This window comes from Pelagibacterium flavum (genome assembly GCF_025854335.1).
In the GTDB taxonomy this organism is placed as follows: domain Bacteria; phylum Pseudomonadota; class Alphaproteobacteria; order Rhizobiales; family Devosiaceae; genus Pelagibacterium; species Pelagibacterium flavum.
Genome location: NZ_CP107716.1, coordinates 591,904 through 612,064, shown reverse-complemented (window position 1 = coordinate 612,064; position 20,161 = coordinate 591,904). Strand labels below are relative to the sequence as shown.

Here is a 20,161-nt window from a genome sequence, read left to right as displayed (position 1 = left end):
ACTAGATATGAACGGTTTGATCGACTCTCTTCTGGCCTGGATGGACAAGCGGGCCGAAAACTCCGCCCGTCAGGTCGCCCAAAAGACAGGCAGGCGCAACTTCCTTGCCAAAGCCGGCGCCGCTGTTGTCGGTGGTGTCGTGGGCGGCACCATGTTGCCCATGCTGCCCTATGACCGCAATTTCGGCATGGCATTCGGCCAGGAAGGCGCCTCTGCCGATGGCGACCAGACCGCTTGCGAATACTGGCGGTACTGCGCGCTGGACGGCAATCTGTGCAATGATTGCGGCGGTGCCATCGACCAGTGCCCGCCGGGCTCGGAAGCGTCCTCGGTTGCCTGGGTCGGCACCTGCGCCAACCCCAATGACGGCCGTGACTACCTCGTTTCCTACAACGATTGCTGCGGCAAGGCGTCCTGCTCGGGCTCGTTCTGCTTCACCTCCGAAGGCGAACGGCCGGGCTATCGCATGGGGCTCTACAACGACATCAACTGGTGCATGGCCAACGCGTCGAAGGGCTATCACTGCACGGTCGCCATCGTCGTGGGCCTTGCCGAGTGATCAGGATTGCCAGCCTGGTCCTGCTCCCGGCGCTGCTTTGTGCGGCGCCGGGATTTTCCCAGGACGATTTCGCGGGCCAGTTCGGCGCGGTCTGCGGCGCCTGCCACATGCCTGATGGATCGGGCGTGCCCGGGCTCGCCCCACCGATCAACGATCCCGCGCTGTTTGAAAGCCTGGGCGATGACGCACCCCATTACGTTGCCGGTGTGATGCTTTCGGGCCTCGCCGGCACCGTCACCGTCAACGGTCAAATTTATGCCGGTCTCGTCATGCCGCCCCATACCCATCTCTCGGACAATCAGATCGCCGCGCTGGGCACCTATCTGCTCACAACCATCAACGGCACCAGCCTTGAACTGGACATCGAGATGGTTGCGGCGCTGCGCCAGGCCCCGCCCTCCCACGCCGACCTCAGAACAATGCGAGAGGGTAGCCAGTGAAGCTCATCGTGCTGTCCACAATCGCGCTGCTCAGCCTTGCCACCATCGGTCAGGCCCAGGAGAAATCGGCGCACACAAATTATGTTCTGCGCTGCGCCGGCTGCCACGGCATGAGCGGGTCGGGCGCCCCTGCCGCCGGAATATTTGACTTCAACGGAATGGTCGGCGCCTTTGCCGGCATCGATGAGGGCCGCACCTATCTCATGCACGTCCCCGGCGTCGCCGGATCGGGGCTGTCCGATTCCGAGATCGCCGCTGTCATGAACTATGTCATGGAAACCTGGGCTGGTGATTCCCTGCCCGAGCCCTACGAACCCTTCACGGCGGCCGAGGTGACCGAACGCCGCGCCATCGCCATACCTGACATTGTGGAAAACCGTCGCCAAGTGGCGGCTCTGCTGCAAACCATGGGTATCGAAACCGCCGATTATCCCTGGCCATAAAGACATCCGCGCAAATCAGCTGTGGCCGGCTTCGGGCGGTCAACAGGCGCTTGTCTTGAAAATTGCGCGCCGGCGCACCATATGACGTTGCAAGCCGCACGCCATAGGAATAGGCGCTGCGCGGCGGTTGATTCGTAACTTTTGATTTTGTCATCAAACTGTGGTATTGTGCCCACAACCAGTTGCATCAGCCCTCACGCTAACCTGTGCCCCGAAGGGCACTTTTTTGTGAAACAAGCCAAAAAAAGATAACCAACCGACCGGAAGCCAGCGGAACCGGCCGGGAGAGTTGTGCGACTGAAAAATGATCCTGACCTGGGATCAGGAAATTGGGCGAGACGCGTCTGCCGCAATGAGCGCGTCCGCCAAAAGCGCTTCCAGGAAAAGTGGAAACACTTTTCCGTTTCGGAAGCGCGACAAACAAGAATTGGGTCCGTTCAGCTTTCACCTGAATGCTGAACGGAACAAGGCGTCAACAGGAGTAGCCAATATGGCAACTAAAAAGACCACGCAGCGCGCGGGCTTCAAGACCGGCGAGTATATCGTTTATCCATCTCACGGTGTTGGCCTGATCCAGTCCATCGAGGAACAGGAAGTCGCAGGACTTTCTCTCGAACTGTTCGTCATCGGCTTCGAACAGGACAAGCTGACGCTCCGCGTGCCCGTTGCCAAAATCAACTCCGTGGGCATGCGCAAGCTGGCCGAACCTGAAGAAGTCACCAAGGCGCTCGAAACCGTCACAGGCCGTGCCCGCGTCAAGCGCACCATGTGGAGCCGCCGCGCGCAGGAATACGAGGCCAAGATCAATTCGGGCGATCTCATTGCGATCTCCGAAGTGGTCCGCGACCTCTACCGTTCCGAGGAACAGCCCGAGCAGTCCTATTCCGAACGCCAGCTCTTCGAGCAGGCCATGGACCGCATGAGCCGCGAAATCGCTTCTGTAAACAAGATCACGCTGACCGAAGCGGTCAAGCTCATCACCAAGAACCTCGCCAAGAGCCCGCGCCGCGGCAAATCCGACGCAGCCGATCCCGCCGAGGAAGCCGCAGCGTAATTTGCAAGGCTTGCGATCAATACGAAAAAGGCCGGTCCCAGCGACCGGCCTTTTTTTCTGCCTATCGCGGCTCCGATATCAAGGCCCGCAGCGTCGCGTAGTCTTCAGCCGAAATCTGACCTTTTTGGCCCGCATCTTCCACCAGATACCCCACGCAAACCTCGTTTGCCTGCGGGAGGTTCTTTTCGGAGAACCCGCTCATATCGCAGAGTTGCCGAAGATTTTTCAGGCGCGTTTCCGGTGAAACCGTCTGGCATCCGGATAGAATGATCGCTGCGAGACCGACAATGACTGTTCTTTTCACTTTGCCCCCAACCGGCTCAAAAAGGTACAAGCGCAATTTATGCGCCTTCAGCAGAACCCTTGATCGGGTAATGTCAAAATTTCGGTTAAGGTCTTGTGCTTGATGGGTGAGGCGGGCACATCGGTCTTCAAAGCCAGGATCGCAGTCCCGGGCCGGCCGGGAGCCACATCCGCGCGACCTGCGCTAATCCACCCGCACGACCTTGTAGGACGCACCCGTCTCCACCGGATCGCCCGGCAGCAGATTGTTGAGCACTAAAAACAGCTCGCGCCCGCGATTGAGCTGGCTCATGCGCTGCGCCAGCGTATCGGCATTGTCGTTGCTGCCCGCCCGCACCAGCCCCAGTTTGATGGAGCGTATGGCGGCAAGATCGCTTTGCTGTGTGCGCCGCAGGCTTTCGATGGTGCGCTGCGCTGCGCTGCGGAACGCCGAAGTGTCGGCGCGCCCCGCAAAGATGAAGCGGAACACGGCATCGTCGATCCGCGCCACGGTCACATCGAAGTACCATTCGTCGGTCTGGGCCCGCCCCGTCGCCGTTTCGATGCCGTTGATGGTGCGCGTGGTTACCGTTTCCGGCTGCAGCCCGGCAATCCAGCCCGAGCGCAGGTAATCGGCCAGCGATGTCGAAGAAGGCACCTGCGCGCTGTCGAACCGCAACGCCGCCCCATCGCCAGCCACCGCCACAACGGCCTGATTGGACATCTGCAGCGTATAGTCGGACGGCACGGTGAAGGTCAGCCGGTATTGCGGCGAGATGTAGCGCTGCCCGACGATCGCACCCTGCTTGTTGGAATCCCCAAAGGTGATCCCGTCCACGGCGGAAAGATAGCCCTGCCGGTCAGTAATCCCCACGCCGGGTTCGCCATAATTGCGCGCTTCGTTGATCGCCCGCTGGATACGGTCGGGCGTCGAAGGATGCGTGGAGAGGAAATCTTCGCCTCCGTTCGCCGCACTCACAAATTGCGCAAACCGCCCCATTGCGGTCAAGAACCGTGCCGCCGCATGCGGATCGTACCCGGCCCTCGCCGCGATCTTGATGCCCTCGCGGTCGGCTTCGAGCTCTTGGTTCTGCGAGAACGCCGCAAGGTTCTGCGCCGAGCGCTCCGCTGTGGCATTGGCGTCGATCACCCCGCCCAGAACCCCGGTGATCACCCGATCGACAAGCTCGGTGGTCCGCACCCGCGCCGAGCGAGCCCGCGCATGGCGCAGGGTCACATGGGCGATCTCGTGGGCGATGACCGCCGCCAGTTCGCTCATGTCGTTGGCGAGGGCAAGAATGCCGCGAGTCACATAGATGAACCCGCCGGGCAAGGCGAAGGCGTTCACTTCCGATGAGTCGAGAATGGTGATCGTAAATTGCGTCGCCGGCTGGCCCGCCGCCGCCAGAAGTTTCGAGACCATCCGCGCCAGCATCAGTTCGGTGGCGCGGTGCTCATACACCCCGCCATACGAAGCGATAATGCGCGGGTGCTCTCGCAACCCGATCACGGCATCCTCGGGGTCAGTTCCCGCCGGCACCGCCGGTGCCGAGCCGCCCGTCTGGCGCGTGGCGATGTCCGATCCACCGATCAGTCCCGAACAGCCGGCGACCGAAGCCACAAGCACAAGGCCCGTGCCCGACAGAAAGGCGCGACGTGTCAGTGTCCTCTCGCTCATGGCCTTGCCAGAACCTCGATCTGCTCGGGATGGGTAACATCAATGCGCGGCCCGTCGGCGCTCTCGATCCAGCCGCGCACCCGGATGACGCCATTATCGAACATAAGCGGATCGATACCCGCTTGCTCAAAGACCCGCAATCCTTGGCTCTCGATTACGGCAGTAAAATCTTCGCGCCAGATGCGCCCGAAATTGAGATAGACCCGACTGCCCACCCGTTCGGCGTTGAGCACCCGACCTTCCACCAGTTCGTACCCGCCGACCCGATCGAGCAGGGATTGCGGATCGGCGCCGTTGCGGATCGCGTAATAGGGATCGCGCCAGATGCCGAGCCGATCGGCCCGCCCCTGCGCCTCGGCGGCATAAAGGACATCGAGGCAAGAGCGGTTGTCGGGGAACGAATAAACCCGAGCGAGGCCCAGACGCAGCATTTCGGCCTGCACCCAGATCATTTCCCCATCGCGTTCAACCATTACATGGGCCAGCGCCCGCCCGTGGCGATCGCGGTTTTCCCCGCTGTAATAGAGCGCAACCTCTTGCCCCATCACCAGGTCTTGGATGGTGGCCTTGGCCTCATCGCCCAGCGGCCAGGCCTCGAACCCTTCCCGTCCCAGCGGCAGTTTGGGCGCCTGAATACCCACCAGCCGCACGGTCAGTCCGCTGTCGAGATCGAATGTATCGCCGTCCGAAATCGAAACCACCCGGCCCGAAGGCCCGGCTTGCAGTTCATCGCACGTCTGGGAAAGGGCAGGCGCAACGCCCGGCACGGTCATGAGAAGTGTCGTCACGAGCAAACGTCTGAGCAAATTCGGCCTCGAGCGGCAATTTTTCGGACTGACCCTCCACATTCCCCGCGATGCTTCGGATTCGACTGTGCCCCACTGTGCACTCAATTGCGGCAAAAATCATCACTATTGTCCGCGCAAGCCGTTTTTGCTGGCCGCCATCAGCTCAATGCCGATTGGTCCTCGGTATGCGCCCGGCTTCTGCCGATCATTGCTGCCAGCGCCTGCACCTGCCGGTCGGCAATCCCCATTTCCTTGAGGTGTCGGGCCGTGTTGATCACATAATCCACATTGGGCCCCGCCTCTCCCACCGCCCCATTGACCAGCGCGAACTGTTCCTCGAGTGTCAGCCGCCCGGCATATTGGGGATGTTTGGGATCGGCAACGAAAGTGAGCGTTTCGACAATTTCGCCATTGGCCAGCTTGGCGGGACGATTGGTCTCCACATAAACCCCGGTCACCTGCTCCCGCGCGCGCAGATATTCGCGCACATCGGACCAGTCGGCTGCTGCGATCTTGAATGCCATGCCCACGCACGCCCCGCCCCTTTCGAGCCCGAACACAAGCCCCGGCCGCTCTTCGGTGCCCCTGTGGCGGTGCGAATAGATGCACAACCGCCGATGCACCCCGCGCAACAGCGCCCGCTCAGCGCGCTCGAACACGAAGCCGGGCCGCCAGATCAGCGATCCGTAGCCGAAAACCCAGGGCGAGGATGGTTCTAAAGGTATGGACATGGCTCAAGGTTTGGCACGCGCATTCCCAGCGCGCAAGATGCGCCTACGGGCGAGCGTGTGCCATGTGCCCACCCGCGCCATCCCCGCCGGTCTGATGCCCGCCCACCCCGAAGACGAAGCGTGCGTAAAACCAGCTCACGGCCAGAAGCGCCAACCCGAGCCCAAGGAACGAGCCGATCCTCCAAAGCCCTTCGAGCCCGCCCATATCGAAAATGAACAGCTTGCCCACGGTCGCCAGCGCCACGCCGAGCGAGGCGATGCGGATCGCCTGCGCATCGCGCACCGTGCCCAGCCACAACAGGCCGAACGCAAAGGCCAGCATGCCGCCCGTATAGGCATAGCGCTCGACGCGCAGCGTTTCGCCCTGCAACAGATCGGGATGGAACCCGTGCCGGATGGCAATCAGCATCGCGACAAATGCCGTGACCCCACCAAGCGCCTGAAACCCGTTTCCGGCCCAGCGGCCCGCCGCCCCTCCGGTCGGCCTCATCAGCCTTCCGATCGCCACCAGCAGCGCACTGGCCAAAACCAGCGTAAGAGTCGCCAGGTTAAACGCCGCAATGCCGCGCACTGCGATCACCGGCCAGAAATCGGCGACCGGCACGATCGCCAGCCGCACCAGCGCCAGCCCGGCCAGAACGGCAACGATCGACCCGCCCAAAAAAAGCCCCTGCCGGTCAGATCGCGCCGCCACCCAAAGCCCCGCCGCGCCGATCCCCAATTGCAGCGGGAACCACAATGGCCCGTACTCAAAGACATTGCGCACCGGATCGTCTCCCGCCAGCGGCGCGATAACCAGATGCACCCCGAGCGCCAGTGTCGATATGCCAACAAAATCGATGGCTCCGATCAGCCTGTCTCTGGCGGCCGAGGCAAACAGCGTCGCTCCAGCCAAAAGCGCCAGCCCCGGCACGATCAAGACCATCCACGGCGCATCGTCGAGCGCCACAACAGGAACGAATTCGCCATACGGCCATTGCGACACATCGGCCGCGAAATCGGTGGCAATGGCATGCCCCAGCGCAATCAGGCCGAGATACGCCACCAGGTACAAAACGGCAAGATAGAGCAGTATGCGAAGCCCGTAGCGCCAGAACACCAGCCCCAGTCCCGCCACTTGCAACGCCGCCGAAAGCGCATAATAGCCCGGCTCGACCAAAAGCCCGATCGCCACCGATACCAACCCGCTCGCCCCCGCCGCCAGCGGCGGCGCTATCTGGGTGGAGGCGCTCGTCCTGCGCACGGCAAACAGGATACCGACAACCACAATCGCCAGCCCCCCGCAGAGGCCGGCCCAGACTTGCGGAACATCGCGCGCCCCCGCCCAGCCATCGAAATCGACGAGCGCAGTGAGAAGCGCCACCATCAGCGTCGCCATTCCGGCACTCGCCCAGATCCTTGGCGCACGCCCCGCCACGATATGGATGACCGCAGCACCAAGCAAAATCGGCAGCGCCGGGATCAAAACCCCCACCCGCACCCCCGGTTCGGGATCGCGCCAGATCACCAGCGCCGCAGCAAACCCGACCATGGCCACACCGGCCAGATCCATCCGTCTTGGCCGCAAGACCGATGCCAGGGAATTGAAAGCCAGCCACGCGACAAATCCCGGCCAGAAAGGGGTTCCGATCTGGCTTTCAATTCCCAGAAGGATCAGCATCAGAACCGATCCACCCGCAGCCGCAATCGGTCCGTCGCGACGCATGATTTCGGATTTTTCGCTCAACGGCATTATCAATTCGGCTGCAACCGGCACCATCGCGACGGCCAGCAGCCAGAGCGTTAGCGGCAGGCCGTCGGCCCATTGCCCAAACCCGAAGGAAAGCCAGCCCCAGCCCAATCCCCAGAGCAGCGCCAGCCCGCTTGAAAACAGCGCACTCGTCCACCACCCGCGCCATGCCGCCACCGCGTGAGAGGCAACAAGCACCATGCAAAGATACCCCAGCAGCGTCCATCCATCGGGCAGTTCGCCCAGAAAGCCGGGGGCCAGATAGCCCCCCAGCAAGCCGAGCACCAACACCATCCGGCCGAACACCAGCGCGATTGCGATGGCCACAAGCGCCACCAGCCCGCTTCCCACAGCGCCCCAGGCCACCGGCCAGAAGTGGAAGACCGAAGTGGCCAGATAGCAGGTGGCATAGCCCAACCCGATGGCGACGGCGGCCAGCGCCCCCGAAATCCGCTCGAAATTGGCGATTCCCCGCCAGCGCACCAGCGCCGCCGCGGCCAGAAAGACTCCGGACCCGATCCCGCACGCCCACACCCGCACTGCCGGCGTAAAGATACCCTGTTCCATGGCGTAGGCGGCAAACAGAAACGCCGCGAACAACAGCAACGCCGCCCCGCCCCAGACCGGCAGGCGCACCCCCAGCATGTGCTCCCAATTTACCGCCGCGCGTTCAGACCGGTCGTTGGCCGCAACCTCACTCGCCTGAGCCCGCATCCAGGGCCCCTGCGCCACGTTCGACGCCCATCCGATATCGCCCTCGTCATCGTCGTCTTTGCCCGCCTTCGCGCGCGCGATGGGCTCGATCGCGGGTTCGGCCCCCGCCGCCGGCTTGGCCCGGGCCGCAGCAACGCCCCCACCGTTCTCGAGTGCCTCTACCCGCTTTTTCAGCCTGTTGATGTTCCGATGCGCGCTGAAAACCACAGCGGCCAGCACAATAACGATGATGAGCAGAAATTCTTCCATGCGTCCTCCGCCCGCCCTTGTAACAGGCGCGACGGCGGCGGCAACCACCGGCATGCGGTCTCATCAACAGCTAAAACCAATTGCCTCATGACGGCCACGTGCGAACCCTATAAGAAGCGCCTATGAAGCGCTTTGTCACAATGATCGTCGCCGTCGTCGCCGTCTCGGTTCTCTGGATGGTTGGCTGGTTCTACATCGCCGGCCAGATCCGCGCCGAGATCGAATATCTCGCCCTGGCTAATGGCGTCAGCCAGCCGCGCCTGGTCTGCGACCGGCTCGATGTGGGCGGCGCGCCCTTTTCCTTTTCCCCCCATTGCACCAATGCGCAGATCACCTCGGGCGATATGGCGATCACTTTGACCGAGCTGAGCGGCACCGCGCTGTTTTACAGCCCCACCCACATCCAGCTTTTCGCCACCGGCCCCGCGCAGATCACAGATGCCTTCACTGGTGCCACCCAGGAGATGCGCTGGTCGAACCTGCATGCCAGCCTGCGGCTCGACGGCGGCATGATCGAACGCTTTTCGGCCCTCGCCGACGATCTGGTCTATGCCGACATGCTGATCGGGGAAACAATCATCGGCACCGCCACCCATGGCGAAATCCACCTGCTCGACGCCACACCCCAGGACGCACAGCCCGGAGCCGGCGCCATCTTTGACACCTACGCCACGCTCGAAGACGTCACCAGCCAGGACCACGCCATAGCCAACGGCAGTCTCGTCATCGACGCCAGACTGTCCGGCCTGCCCGACCCCGCGCTCTGGAGCGATCCGCAAGTGCTTGGCTTCTGGCAGGCGCTGGGGGGCGAACTGGTCCTGCGCGGCATCGAAGCGAACGCCGACGGGCTTTCACTCACCGCCGAGGGCGCCGCCAGCCTCACCAATACCGGACTGGTCAACGGCACGCTCGATATCGCGTCCCGAGGTGTAGCCGAACGCATCGCCGCGCTGGTCGGAGACCCATCGGTCGCCCAGATCGTGCTCGGCAGCCCCGGCGAAGACGGCGTTTCCCATCAGACCCTGAGGATCGATGACGGCACCGTTGTTGTCGGCATCATTCCGGTCGCCAGCCTGCCGCCTCTATTCTGAGCCAGGCTCGGCGGGCCTGGCATCACCATGCGGACGTCCGAAGTCGGGCGCCTCGGTTTCCTGCCCCGCGGCAATGATCGAACGGCGCACCGCACGTGTGCGGGTAAAGAGCGCTTCCAGCGCCTCGCCATCGCCAACCCGCACAGCACGCTGGAGCACTGAAAGGTCTTCCAGGAATCTTCCCAGCATTTCGAGCACCGCGTCGCGATTGGTCAGAAACACGTCGCGCCACATCACCGGATCGGACGCCGCGATACGGGTAAAATCGCGAAACCCCGAAGCCGAGAACTTGATGACTTCCGATTTGGTGTGCTGTTCGAGATCGTCAACGGTCCCCACGATATTGTAGGCCACCAGATGGGGCACATGGCTGGTGATCGCCAGCACCATATCGTGGTGGGCCGGGCTCATTGCCTCGACATCGGACCCCAGCCCCTTCCAGAACGCTTTCAGCGTTTCCACTGCCTTGGGGTCGGTTCCCTCGGGTGGCGTCAAAACGCACCAGCGGTTTTCAAACAGATCGGCAAACCCCGCCGATGGCCCCGAATGCTCGGTGCCCGCCAGCGGATGGCCGGGCACGAAATGAACGCCCTCGGGGACATGCGGCCCCACGACATCGACAACATGCCCCTTGACCGAACCCACATCGGAAAGGATCGCGCCCTGCTTGAGATGGGGTGCGATTCTAGCTGCAATCGCCTCATAGCTCCCCACAGGAGAGCACAGGATCACAAGGTCCGCATCCCTGACCGCTTCGGCTGCGTCAATCGTATAGATGTCCCCCAGCCCGAGCGCCTGCGCCTCATCAAGCGTTTCCTGCCGCCGCGTCGAAATGGCGATGGTCTTGGCCAGCCCGGCCCGCCGCGCGCCCAGCGCGATGGACGACCCGATCAGCCCGATACCGATAAGGGCGAGTTTCTCGATCATTTTGATTCCATAAAGTCTTTAAACGCCGTGGCGACAGCCTTCATCGCCGCTTCACTGCCAATCGAAATGCGCAAGCCGTTGGCGATCCCGTAGCCGCCCATTTCCCGCACCACCAGTCCGCGCTCGAGCAGCGCCCCGTTGGCCGCCTTGGCCGCTTCCGCATCATCAAACAGCACGAGAACGAAATTGCCCTGGCTGGGCAGAACCCGCAGCCGGTTCGAGCTGATCTCCTGGCTCAGCCAGACCCGCCACTTGTCGTTGTGCTCGCGCAACGCCTTGGTAAACGCCACGTCCCGCGTTGCCGCTTCCGCCGCCACCTGCCCCAGTACCGAAACGTTGAACGGCCCGCGGATCCGGTTGACCGCATCGACAAGATGAGCCGGGCCAAAAAGCCAGCCCACCCGCGCCGCCGCCAGTCCCATCTTGGAAAAGGTGCGCACCATGACGACGTTTTCGCTGCGCTCGACCAGCGAAATCCCCACGCCGTAGTCCGCTGCCGTTACATATTCGGCATAGGCGGAATCGATCACCAGCAAGACGTTCGAGGGCAGCCCGGCATGCAGTCGATCCAGTGCCTCGGCGCTCAGATAGGTGCCGGTGGGGTTGTTGGGATTGGCCAGAAAGACGATTTTCGTCTTGTCCGTCACCGCCGCCAGGATCGCATCCACATCGGCGCAATAATCGGTTTCCGGCGCCACCACCGGGGTGCCGCCCGCAGCGCGGGTGATGATGGGATAGACCATGAAGCCATATTGGCTCATCACCGCCTCATCCCCATCCCCGATATAGGTCTGGGCCAGAAGGTGCAGCACTTCGTCCGATCCTGCACCCACGACGATCCGTTCCGGATCGATGCCATGCACCTCCCCCAGCGCCGCGCGCAGATCGCGCGAAGACCCCTCGGGATAAATCTCGAGCTTTTCGGCCGCCGCCCTTACCGCCTCGATGGCCTTGGGGCTCGCCCCCAACGGGGATTCATTGGCCGAGAGCTTGATCGTATCGCCGGCCTTTTTGCCCGGCGCGCTCGAGCGGCCCGGCACATAGGGGGCAATGGTCAATATCCCCGGTTGCGGAACGGGTTTGTCACTCATGGCGCTCACACAATTGAGACTGGCGTACCCCCTGTTACGGGGCCGCGCGGACCATAGTGAACCCCAACCTGTAAAGCAATCGCCTCCGGCAAGGACCCGGAATGCGCCCTTTGCCGGTTGATCGGAACACGGCATGACGGCATGATCGCCTCACCTGCAACCACCGTCTTTCGCAAGGCAAGCCCATGACATCCACCGAAGCCGAACCCACGCCCGTGGAAGTTCAGATCGGTGGCTTGCTCGACGCCCTTCATGCCTCCCAGCAAAAGCCCGATCCGCGCTTCACCGTTGCCAGCCTCATCGCCGCGCTGGGCGTTCATTCCCATATCGTTGTCATTTTGGTCTTTTCCGTCCTCAACATGGTGCCCGGCCCACCCGGCTATGGCGGCACGATCGCCTTTGCCATCATCGGCTTTTCCATTGCCATGCTGCTCAATGCGCCTCTGACGCTCCCCGGATGGATCCGGCGCCGAAAGCTCCCGGCCAAGGCGCTGACGCGCGTGACCAAGCTCTTTGCCCGCATGGCCGCGGTCATGGCTCGCTTTTCCCGGCCCCGCTACACATTCATCTCCGCCCCGTCCATGCAGCCGCTGCTGGCCCTGTTCATCATCACGGTCAGCCTTCCCATGATGCTGCCCATCCCCTTTATCAACGCGATCCCCAACACCGGCATCTGCATCCTGTGCCTGGGCTGGATCAACCGCGACGCCGTCGTCATCATCGCCGGAATTGTCATCGCAATGTTGGGGCTCGCGATCGCTGCGGCTGCCATCTGGGGCGTCTGGCACCTGGCCAACGCGGCTGTGGGAGCCGTGCAATGATGCCCGTTTTCCGGCCCATACGGCCGGTTCGCCGGTATATCCTGAACCTGCCCGCTGGCGGGGTGTTTCTCGGGCTGGTGTTTTTCGCCCTCTCGCTCACCCCCTCACTCATCCCCCGCCATTTTTTAATCCAGGGCGTCCTGTCGGGCTGCGTGTTCGCCGCCGGCTATGGCATCGGGGTGTTTCTCGAGTGGCTCTGGAATTTCATGGGCCTCAAGCCGCCATCCCGCCGCCGCTGGGTGAGGTACGCCCAATGGGCGATGATTGGCGCTGGAGTGGCCTTCACATTCATTTGCCTGTGGCTTTCGACCGGCTGGCAGAATTCGATCCGCGCGGTCATGGACATGCCTTCGGTCCAGTCCAACCAGCCTATTTATGTCGTCGCTATCGCTGTCCTCCCGGCTCTGATCCTGATCGCGCTCGGCACGCTGCTCGTCTCGGGCGTGCGGCTGATCTCGGGCTGGCTGCGGCCGATTATCCCGCCCCGCGTCGCACTGGTGGTCGGCATCGTGGTGGTCACTATCCTTACCAACATCACCGTCAATGGCGTGCTCGCCCGCTGGGCCTTTGCAGCCGCCGACAGGTTCTATGCCAATCTCGATACCCTGGCCGGCGCCTACGAGGAACAGCCCGAAAATCCCCTGCGCTCGGGCAGCGCGGCCTCGCTTGTCGATTGGTCGACCATTGGGCTCGATGCCCGCGTCTATGTCCAGTCCGGCCCCACCGCCGCAGAAATCGAGGAAGTCACCAACAAGCCCGCCATCGATCCGCTGCGCGTCTATGTGGGCTTGCGCTCGGCCGAAACCGTCGAGGAACGCGCCAGGCTGGCGCTCGATGAAATGCTGCGCGTCGGCGCCTTCGAGCGCTCAGTTCTCGTTATCATCATGCCGGTGGGCACCGGCTGGGTGCAGCCGCCAGCCATCGACACGCTCGAATTTCTCCACGGCGGCGACGTAGCCAGCGTCGCCCTGCAATATTCCTACCTCACCAGCTCGCTCTCTTTGGTGTCCGAACCCAATGTCGGGGTGGAGGCAGCCCGCGCCCTGTTCGATATCGTTTATGCCTATTGGAGCGAGCTGCCGCCCGATACCCGGCCCGAACTGTACCTCCACGGCCTCAGCCTCGGCGCCTATTCTTCCCAAGCCTCGATCAACCTTTTCGATATCCTGTCCAACCCCATAGCGGGCGCGCTCTGGGTCGGCCCACCCTTTGCCAGCCAGATCTGGCGCGACGTCACCGGCGCCCGCAATCCCCTGAGCCCAGCCTGGCTGCCGCAAGTGGGCGATGGCTCCATCGTGCGCTACGCCAACCAGTTTGAGGGCCTTGAGACCGGGGCCGGGAATTGGGGGCCGCTGCGCCTGTTCTACCTGCAATATGGGTCCGACCCCGTGGTATTTTTCGACCCCGGCATGGTCTATCGCAGCCCCGCATGGCTGGAGGGTCGGCGCGCGCCCGATGTCTCGCCCGATCTCAACTGGTATCCGGTGGTCACCTTCCTGCAGGTGACCTTCGATCTGCTCCTCGCCCAGGCCACCCCGGTCGGCTACGGTCATGTCTATGCGCCCCAGCACTATCTCAAGGCCTGGATCGAAGTGACCGAACCCGAGGGCTGGACCGAACCCGAGCTCGATGCCCTCACCGAGCGTCTCACCCGCGCCGGCACCTATCGCGACATCGTCGGCGGCTGGTTCCGGGACCCCGACATTGCCTCGGAGGATGGCGTTCGATAAGTTGGGAAATCAAATCCGCCGGAGGGCTCCCCAATGATCCACGCCGTTCTCTGGCAACGCATCGAAGGACTGCTCGTCCTTGCCGCCGGGCTCGCACTGTTTTTCCATTTCAACGACACCATGCCCTGGTGGGTCGCTCTGCTGATCTTTTTTGCCCCCGATCTGAGCTTTATCGCTTATGCCTTCGGCCCGCGCGTTGGCGCATTCTGCTACAATCTGGTCCATATCTATGGCTTCGGCGCCGCCCTTTTGGCCGTGGGCGTTCTGGCCGCCATCCCGCTGCTGACCGTGCTCGGCGCCCTGTGGCTGGCCCATTGCGGCCTCGACCGCATGTTCGGCTATGGGCTCAAATCCCCCGAAGGCTTTTCCGTCACCCATCTGGGCCGTATCGGCAAACAGCAATAGCGGCCGTTTGTCGTGCCGGCCCGGCCTCACTCCCGCGAGGTGGGCAGCACGACGTCAACAAAACCGCTGGCAGCGATCGCATTGCACATTTCTTGCCATTCGCATCCTGCGCAGGCCCCACGGATTGAGCGTTCGGCAAATGCCGCCCGCATCCGCTTCAAACGCCCGCTCTCGAGCGATAACGAGACTCCCGCGTCGATGGGCGTACCCAGCAACGTGGAGAGATCGCGCGCCGCCGCGCGATCCCGTTCGATGACGCTTTCGCGCCAACAATGGGGTTCTGCATCACCGAGGAGCGGTGCGCAGATATCGTCCGGCCCACCGACAATCACGATGTCTTCGCCCTCCGCGATGCGTTGTACGACCAAATCATAATTGGCCGTAAACCGGGCGCTATAACCTTTGCCGACATAGGCCAGCACGCAAAGCAGGTGATGGGGCCGAAGCCTTATCGTCATTGGCCCGCGCGCCGGCTGCCCCGCTCGCCCAGGGCGAGCACGGCGGCACCGAGCCCCGACTTCAGCACGCCACCCAAAAGGAAAGGCATGACTCCGTGGATGACCGCCTGTTCGCCGCCGATCAGGACGGCAAGCCACGCGGCACCGATGACAAGACACGCTCCATTGCTCGCCAGCATGCTGACGAAGGCAAGGATGGGGTGTTTTCCGTTCCAGCCTTTCTCCGCCAGCCAGCCCGTCAGCGCGGCACAAACCGGGAAAGCCAGGAGATAGCCGGCGGTCGGACCGGCGAAATGCTGCACCCCTCCAGCGCCCCCGGCCAGAACCGGCAGGCCGACAGCGGCCTCCGCCAGCCAGGCACAGACCGTTATCGCACCCAGCCGCCAGCCAAAAAGGGCACCAATAAGTGCGACGCCGAAGGTCTGCATGGTGACCGGAACCGGCACCATGGGCACTTCGATATACGAACACAGCGCCAGAAACAGCGTGCCCACCACCACCGCTCCGACTTGCCAGGCGACCGAACGGCGATCCAGATCGAGCGGACTATAGACAGATTTGGCTGTGGGCGCGCTGACAGTGTTCACGATATTTCTCCTGATGATAAATTATAGATAATTTATAGAATCTATCGCTAAATAATCCACAAAAGTACAAACATGGCAAGGCCGGTTGAACCGGCCCTCCTTGGATCGGAGGTTGGAGCGAGCGTTGGAAGCCTATTTGGGACCGTTCTGGCCTATTGTCTGGACGTGCCGGGCCAGCACGGACACGGCCGTCTCGGTCTGTCCGGCCCGCAGGGCGTCAAGGATGGCGCGATGGTCGCGGTCGGTCGGGGCTTCCCATTCGGCCCGCCAGCCCGAAAACAGAAACCGGGCACTCGCCGTGTGCAGGTCATCGATGGTTCTGAGCAGGCGCGGCATGCCGCATGGGGTCAGAATCGTGCGATGAAAGGTGCGATTTGCCTCTTCCCAGGTTTCGACGTCGAGCGCCCGATCGGCCGCACTGTTGGCCTCCTCGGCCCGGTCGAGAATGGCCCGCGTCAAGTGCGGTATCGCCTTGCGCAGCGCCAAAGTTTCGAGAGCGGCGCGCATCTCCGCCACCTCGCGCACTTCGGCCGGACTGAACCCGGCGACCCGCACGCCCCGGCGCGGCGCACTCACGACCAACCCTTGCGACTCGAGCCGTCGAAACGCCTCACGCACCGGAACATGGCTTGCGCCAAACTCTTCGGCGATCTGGTCCTGCCGCAGCTTGGCGCCGGCCTCGATCTCGCCGGCAATAATGCGTCCGGCGAGTGCTTTGCTTATCTGTGTGGCGATGGTGTCTGATTTGGGCGTCGGCATAAATTATAGATAATTGATGGAAGCGATGACGTCGACCCTGTCGTTCGGCCGATCCTGAACGTTTGCCTGTCGCCGACTGCTGCCTCACACCCCTTCCCGCGCAGTCTGTGGGCTCAGCTCCGGCGCCCCCAGCGCCTTTTCGGCCCGCTTGCGCCGCGCGATGGCGGGAAACTGTTCCTTCTTTGCCCGCACACACATCGCCCCCGCAAAGGTCGGGCCGAACATCTTGCTGGCCTTTTCGATCATCCGCGCCGAGCGCAGGATGGGGCCGGAATGAATGGGGGGGAAAAACAAGCCGTCGCGCCAGACTTCGGGCGTAAACGAATGATCGCGCAACAGCTTGTCCATCTGCCCGCGCGAATAGGGCTGGCCATATCCGAACGGGTTGGTGTCCAGCCCTGCCCACAGGCCGCGCCGCCGCGGCACGACGATGATCACCTTCGCATTGGGCGCACAGATCCGCCACAACTCACGCATCATATCTTCAGGGTCCACCACGTGCTCGAAACCGTGAATGACGATGACCATATCCATGGCTGCGTCGGTCAGCGGCATTTCCAGCGGATCGCAGAGCACCGTGTGCGAAGGCCCTTCGCGCGGCCAGCTCGAAGCGCCCTGCCGAGCCGGCATGAAGGCCAGAACCCGCTCCGCCCCCTTGAGCGCCCCGCGCAGATAGGGCGTGGCAAACCCCAGCCCCAAAAGCCGCAATCCGGTGACATCTCCGGCCAATTCGCTCACCTGCTGACGGATCGATTGCCGCGTCAGCCGGCCCAGCGGCGATTTGTAAAAGCGGATCAGCCCGTCAACGTCAGGTGTCATCGATTTCGGTTCACTTGCGCCAGATGCAAACACATTCATCCTGGCGTGAGATCGGGAATAGCTGCAGAGTTTTCCGGTTCGATCTCGCGCCAAGACAAAGACTTGGAGCCGCCGTCCCGATTCAATCGGAACGATCAATCTCTATGTGGGCGGTTTGCACGACAAGGTCAAACCCGATGCGTTCACACCTTGCATGTGACGGGCCCCCGCCATACCCTCGGCGCAAAATCAAACAGGAGGCCTGGCTCATGTCCCTCGAAATCGCCGTTTTCCCTGCACTCAGCGACAATTTCGGCTATCTCGTCCGCGATTCTGCGTCAGGCCGGGTCGCTGCCATCGATGCACCCGAACAGGCCCCTATTCTCGCCGAGCTCGACAAGCGCGGCTGGACCCTCACCGACATTTTCATCACCCACCATCACTCCGACCACACCGACGCCATCGCCCCGCTCAAGCGGCGCTTCGATTGCAACGTCATCGGCCCCAAGGGCGAAGCGGGTAAGATCGCCGGGCTCGACACGCTGGTTGGCGGGGGCGACACGGTGACTTTGGGTGAAACAGTTTTTGAAGTGATCGACGTGCCCGGTCATACGCTGGGCCACATCGCGTTTTTCGCGCCCGAGGAAAAGGTTCTGTTCTCGGCCGACGCGCTGTTCTCGATGGGCGTGGGCCGCATGTTCGAGGGCGACGCCCACTCGATGTGGGCCGGTCTTGAAAGGCTCAAAAAGCTGCCGCCGGAAACCATGGTCTATTGCGGCCACGAATATACTCTGGCCAACGCCAAGTTCGCCCTATCGATCGATCCTGATAACCCCGCTCTTCAGGCTCGTGCAAAACAGGCTCAGGACCAGATCGACGCCGGCCAGCCCACGATCCCGTTCAATCTGGGCGAGGATCTTGCCGCCAATCCCTTCCTGCGCGCCGACACGCCGGAAATGGCCCACGCCATGAACCACGAAGATGCCCCCGCCTGGCAGATCTTCGGCGCCATCCGCAAGGCCAAGGACAATTTCTAGCGGGCGTCCAATCTAAGCCGGCGGTCTTGCGAACGGTTAGAGCCCCTGCCGCAACTCGTCGATGCGCTGGATATGGGTTTCAAGCTCGGATTTGAGCGCGATACGCTGGGCAGCGGTATAGCTGTTGACCGCCACCGTCCGCTCGAGCTCCTCGATAGCGCGGGTCAGTTTGGCCAGGGCGGGGGCGGACATGAGGCGTCTCCAGGGACAGAGCAAAATGATGGCGGCCCGCGGCAAAACCGCAAGCCCGGACAGGTCTGCTTAAGGCCGCGACCGCGGTCCGGGCTTTTTCATGGCGCCGGCGCGTCATGAAAAGCCGATGCGGCCCGCGAGGCAGGAAATGGTGATCCCGACTGGATTCGAACCAGTGACCCTCAGATTAGGAATCTGATGCTCTATCCTGCTGAGCTACGGGACCACGGCGTTTCGCTTAGCAAAATCGGAGGTTGATGGGAACCGGCAATTGCGGCGGGGGCACGATCAGGATCACGACTTAAAAGGCTTTGGTCAGCCCAAACGTGACATCGTGGCTGTCATGATCGAAAAAGCTCACATTGGAAAACTGCCGCGTATAACTGTAGCCCAGCGTCGGCGTAAAACCGCCAAGATCGATCTGGCTGTTCGAAACGGTGACGCCTGCGCTTAGCCGGTCATCGACGCGTGGGGCGCCGGTGCCGGGGTAATTTCCCAGATACTGTTCTCTGGCGTAGCGCGCAAAGATCGAGGTCGAGAACCCGCCCCGCCAATCGCGCTCCACCCTCACTTCCCCATAAATTCCGTTTCTGTCGAGATGGGCGCTTTGAGTGCGTTCGATATCCACGCCCGTTTCAACGCTTGCCCGCAAGGCAGGCATGAACGCATGGGTCAGTTGCGCGCCCGCCAGAACCCGAAACCCGTTGCGATAGGTCTCGGATGCATAGTCCTGCCCCAGTGCGGTAAAGCTCAACCCCACAAGATTTTGCGCACCTGCGGAAGCGGCGAAGTCTCCGCTTAGTCCATAGCGCATCAGATGCGGCTCGAAGGCTGAAAATGTTGCATTGATGATCGGACCAATGGCAAATCGGGCGCCGCCGACGCGGCCCTGCCAGCTGAGCCCGGCATTGAGCGAAATCTGTTCGGCGCGGCTTCCCTCGATATCGGTGGTCAGATCGGCTGAGGCGCTTGCGACGAGGGCCTGCCCGTTGCCAAGAATAAAGCTGTTATATGCACTCGCCCCAATCGTTACGCCCATGCCGGCCGTCTGGCGTGAACCCGGATCGATGGCAAACGCCAGCCCACCCGCGTTGAAGGTCTGGTGGCCGCTTCCCCGATTGAGATTGCTCGACGGCGCGATGGAAAAATGCATCTGTGCGCCATAGCCCCGATTGGCCCTGATATGGTCGAGACCGGACTGCGCAAGGCTGTGGATCCCGTCATTGGCATTGAGTGCGAGAATGTCGAGATGATGCGCCGCGCCCTCGAAATTGCGCATCGCAAGCAGAGTTCTGGACAACTCAACGCGTGCCGCCACGAAATCGTGATCGATGACCAAAACGGAACGAAAGAGCGCAACGGCGTCAGCGTTCCGACCTTGCTGCCGGGCGATCAGCCCTTCGAGATGGGTGCGATGGAGGGCATGCAGTGCCGGTTCGGAGACAGTGGCGGCAAGATGGGCGCGCGCACCGTCGTGGTCACCCCACGCCAGAAGCCGTGCCAGAAGCTTACCGTCCGGTCCGCTAGCCGCTGCCGTCCCTGCCATGCCCAGGACAAGCGCCATGAAGAAGATCGGAATGCGCATCGTCCAGGTCCCC

At 62.6% G+C, this 20,161-nt stretch carries 22 protein-coding genes and 1 tRNA gene; 9 read left to right on the top strand and 14 right to left on the bottom strand.

Annotation, left to right across the window (positions count from 1 at the left end):
* Nucleotides 1-7: 7 nt before the first annotated feature.
* The 4 genes from OF122_RS03140 (at nt 8) to OF122_RS03125 (ending at nt 2,496) form a co-directional block, all read left to right on the top strand.
* Nucleotides 8-559: a methylamine dehydrogenase light chain gene (locus OF122_RS03140; RefSeq protein WP_264226394.1), complete on the top strand. Its 552-nt coding sequence runs from the start codon at nt 8-10 to the stop codon at nt 557-559.
* Nucleotides 556-999 (top strand): c-type cytochrome, encoded by a 444-nt coding sequence (locus OF122_RS03135; RefSeq protein ID WP_264226393.1) that lies wholly within the window; start codon nt 556-558, stop codon nt 997-999. The genes OF122_RS03140 and OF122_RS03135 overlap by 4 nt, the downstream gene beginning before the upstream one ends.
* Complete coding sequence (locus OF122_RS03130) at nt 996-1,442, top strand: c-type cytochrome (RefSeq protein ID WP_264226392.1); 447 nt, start codon at nt 996-998, stop codon at nt 1,440-1,442. The genes OF122_RS03135 and OF122_RS03130 overlap by 4 nt, the downstream gene beginning before the upstream one ends.
* Before the next feature lie 490 nt (nt 1,443-1,932).
* A complete protein-coding gene (locus OF122_RS03125) occupies nt 1,933-2,496 on the top strand; it encodes a CarD family transcriptional regulator (protein ID WP_264226391.1) in 564 nt (187 codons plus the stop codon).
* Between the two features lie 61 nt (nt 2,497-2,557).
* Here the strand turns inward: OF122_RS03125 and OF122_RS03120 are convergent, their stop codons facing one another.
* From OF122_RS03120 to OF122_RS03100, 5 genes are all read right to left on the bottom strand, one after another.
* A complete protein-coding gene (locus tag OF122_RS03120) occupies nt 2,558-2,830 on the bottom strand; it encodes a hypothetical protein (RefSeq protein WP_264226390.1) in 273 nt (90 codons plus the stop codon).
* Between the two features lie 153 nt (nt 2,831-2,983).
* The gene (locus tag OF122_RS03115) at nt 2,984-4,456 is read right to left on the bottom strand and encodes a M48 family metalloprotease (RefSeq protein ID WP_264226389.1); all 1,473 of its coding nucleotides are present in this window, start codon (nt 4,454-4,456) and stop codon (nt 2,984-2,986) included.
* Nucleotides 4,453-5,244 (bottom strand): thermonuclease family protein, encoded by a 792-nt coding sequence (locus OF122_RS03110; RefSeq protein ID WP_264226388.1) that lies wholly within the window; start codon nt 5,242-5,244, stop codon nt 4,453-4,455. Before OF122_RS03110 ends, OF122_RS03115 begins: the two co-directional genes overlap by 4 nt.
* Nucleotides 5,245-5,402: 158 nt before the next feature.
* Nucleotides 5,403-5,975 carry a gamma-glutamylcyclotransferase gene (locus OF122_RS03105; protein ID WP_264226387.1) on the bottom strand — a complete coding sequence of 191 codons (573 nt, stop codon included), beginning with the start codon at nt 5,973-5,975 and terminating at the stop codon, nt 5,403-5,405.
* Nucleotides 5,976-6,018: 43 nt separating this feature from the next.
* On the bottom strand, nt 6,019-8,667 hold the full coding sequence (locus OF122_RS03100; protein WP_264226386.1) for a DUF2339 domain-containing protein: 2,649 nt from the start codon (nt 8,665-8,667) through the stop codon (nt 6,019-6,021).
* Nucleotides 8,668-8,789: 122 nt separating this feature from the next.
* On the opposite strand from OF122_RS03100, the gene OF122_RS03095 reads away from it, so the two are divergent.
* Nucleotides 8,790-9,758: a DUF2125 domain-containing protein gene (locus OF122_RS03095; protein ID WP_264226385.1), complete on the top strand. Its 969-nt coding sequence runs from the start codon at nt 8,790-8,792 to the stop codon at nt 9,756-9,758.
* On the opposite strand, the gene OF122_RS03090 is transcribed toward OF122_RS03095, so the two are convergent.
* Together OF122_RS03090 and hisC are read right to left on the bottom strand one after the other, a co-directional pair.
* On the bottom strand, nt 9,750-10,685 hold the full coding sequence (locus OF122_RS03090; RefSeq protein WP_264226384.1) for a prephenate/arogenate dehydrogenase family protein: 936 nt from the start codon (nt 10,683-10,685) through the stop codon (nt 9,750-9,752). The two genes, OF122_RS03095 and OF122_RS03090, sit on opposite strands and share 9 nt — an antisense overlap.
* A complete protein-coding gene (gene hisC / locus OF122_RS03085) occupies nt 10,682-11,776 on the bottom strand; it encodes a histidinol-phosphate transaminase (protein WP_264226383.1) in 1,095 nt (364 codons plus the stop codon). Before hisC ends, OF122_RS03090 begins: the two co-directional genes overlap by 4 nt.
* Nucleotides 11,777-11,961: 185 nt before the next feature.
* On the opposite strand from hisC, the gene OF122_RS03080 reads away from it, so the two are divergent.
* Genes OF122_RS03080 through OF122_RS03070 form a run of 3 tightly spaced genes read left to right on the top strand, consistent with a single transcriptional unit; the run spans nt 11,962 to nt 14,732 of the window.
* Complete coding sequence (locus OF122_RS03080) at nt 11,962-12,597, top strand: exopolysaccharide biosynthesis protein (protein ID WP_264226382.1); 636 nt, start codon at nt 11,962-11,964, stop codon at nt 12,595-12,597.
* Nucleotides 12,594-14,327: an alpha/beta hydrolase gene (locus tag OF122_RS03075; protein ID WP_264226381.1), complete on the top strand. Its 1,734-nt coding sequence runs from the start codon at nt 12,594-12,596 to the stop codon at nt 14,325-14,327. Before OF122_RS03080 ends, OF122_RS03075 begins: the two co-directional genes overlap by 4 nt.
* Nucleotides 14,328-14,360: 33 nt before the next feature.
* Nucleotides 14,361-14,732 carry a DUF4260 domain-containing protein gene (locus tag OF122_RS03070; RefSeq protein ID WP_264226380.1) on the top strand — a complete coding sequence of 124 codons (372 nt, stop codon included), beginning with the start codon at nt 14,361-14,363 and terminating at the stop codon, nt 14,730-14,732.
* 26 nt (nt 14,733-14,758) lie between these two features.
* Here the strand turns inward: OF122_RS03070 and OF122_RS03065 are convergent, their stop codons facing one another.
* From OF122_RS03065 to OF122_RS03050, 4 genes are all read right to left on the bottom strand, one after another.
* Entirely contained in the window at nt 14,759-15,154 is a 396-nt protein-coding gene (locus OF122_RS03065; RefSeq protein WP_319019386.1) for a DUF1284 domain-containing protein, read from the bottom strand.
* 32 nt (nt 15,155-15,186) lie between these two features.
* A complete protein-coding gene (locus OF122_RS03060) occupies nt 15,187-15,777 on the bottom strand; it encodes a biotin transporter BioY (protein WP_264226378.1) in 591 nt (196 codons plus the stop codon).
* Nucleotides 15,778-15,909: 132 nt separating this feature from the next.
* Nucleotides 15,910-16,536 (bottom strand): GntR family transcriptional regulator, encoded by a 627-nt coding sequence (locus tag OF122_RS03055; RefSeq protein ID WP_264226377.1) that lies wholly within the window; start codon nt 16,534-16,536, stop codon nt 15,910-15,912.
* Nucleotides 16,537-16,620: 84 nt separating this feature from the next.
* Entirely contained in the window at nt 16,621-17,355 is a 735-nt protein-coding gene (locus OF122_RS03050; protein ID WP_264226376.1) for a class I SAM-dependent methyltransferase, read from the bottom strand.
* A 248-nt stretch (nt 17,356-17,603) separates the two neighbouring features.
* Between OF122_RS03050 and gloB the strand changes: the two genes are divergently transcribed.
* Entirely contained in the window at nt 17,604-18,371 is a 768-nt protein-coding gene (gene gloB / locus OF122_RS03045; protein WP_264226375.1) for a hydroxyacylglutathione hydrolase, read from the top strand.
* A gap of 36 nt (nt 18,372-18,407) precedes the next feature.
* Here the strand turns inward: gloB and OF122_RS03040 are convergent, their stop codons facing one another.
* From OF122_RS03040 to OF122_RS03030, 3 genes are all read right to left on the bottom strand, one after another.
* Nucleotides 18,408-18,563 (bottom strand): BREX-1 system adenine-specific DNA-methyltransferase PglX, encoded by a 156-nt coding sequence (locus OF122_RS03040; RefSeq protein ID WP_264226374.1) that lies wholly within the window; start codon nt 18,561-18,563, stop codon nt 18,408-18,410.
* A 149-nt stretch (nt 18,564-18,712) separates the two neighbouring features.
* A tRNA-Arg gene (locus tag OF122_RS03035) sits at nt 18,713-18,789 on the bottom strand.
* Nucleotides 18,790-18,864: 75 nt separating this feature from the next.
* Nucleotides 18,865-20,148 carry a surface lipoprotein assembly modifier gene (locus OF122_RS03030; protein WP_264226373.1) on the bottom strand — a complete coding sequence of 428 codons (1,284 nt, stop codon included), beginning with the start codon at nt 20,146-20,148 and terminating at the stop codon, nt 18,865-18,867.
* Between the last annotated feature and the right edge of the window lie 13 nt (nt 20,149-20,161).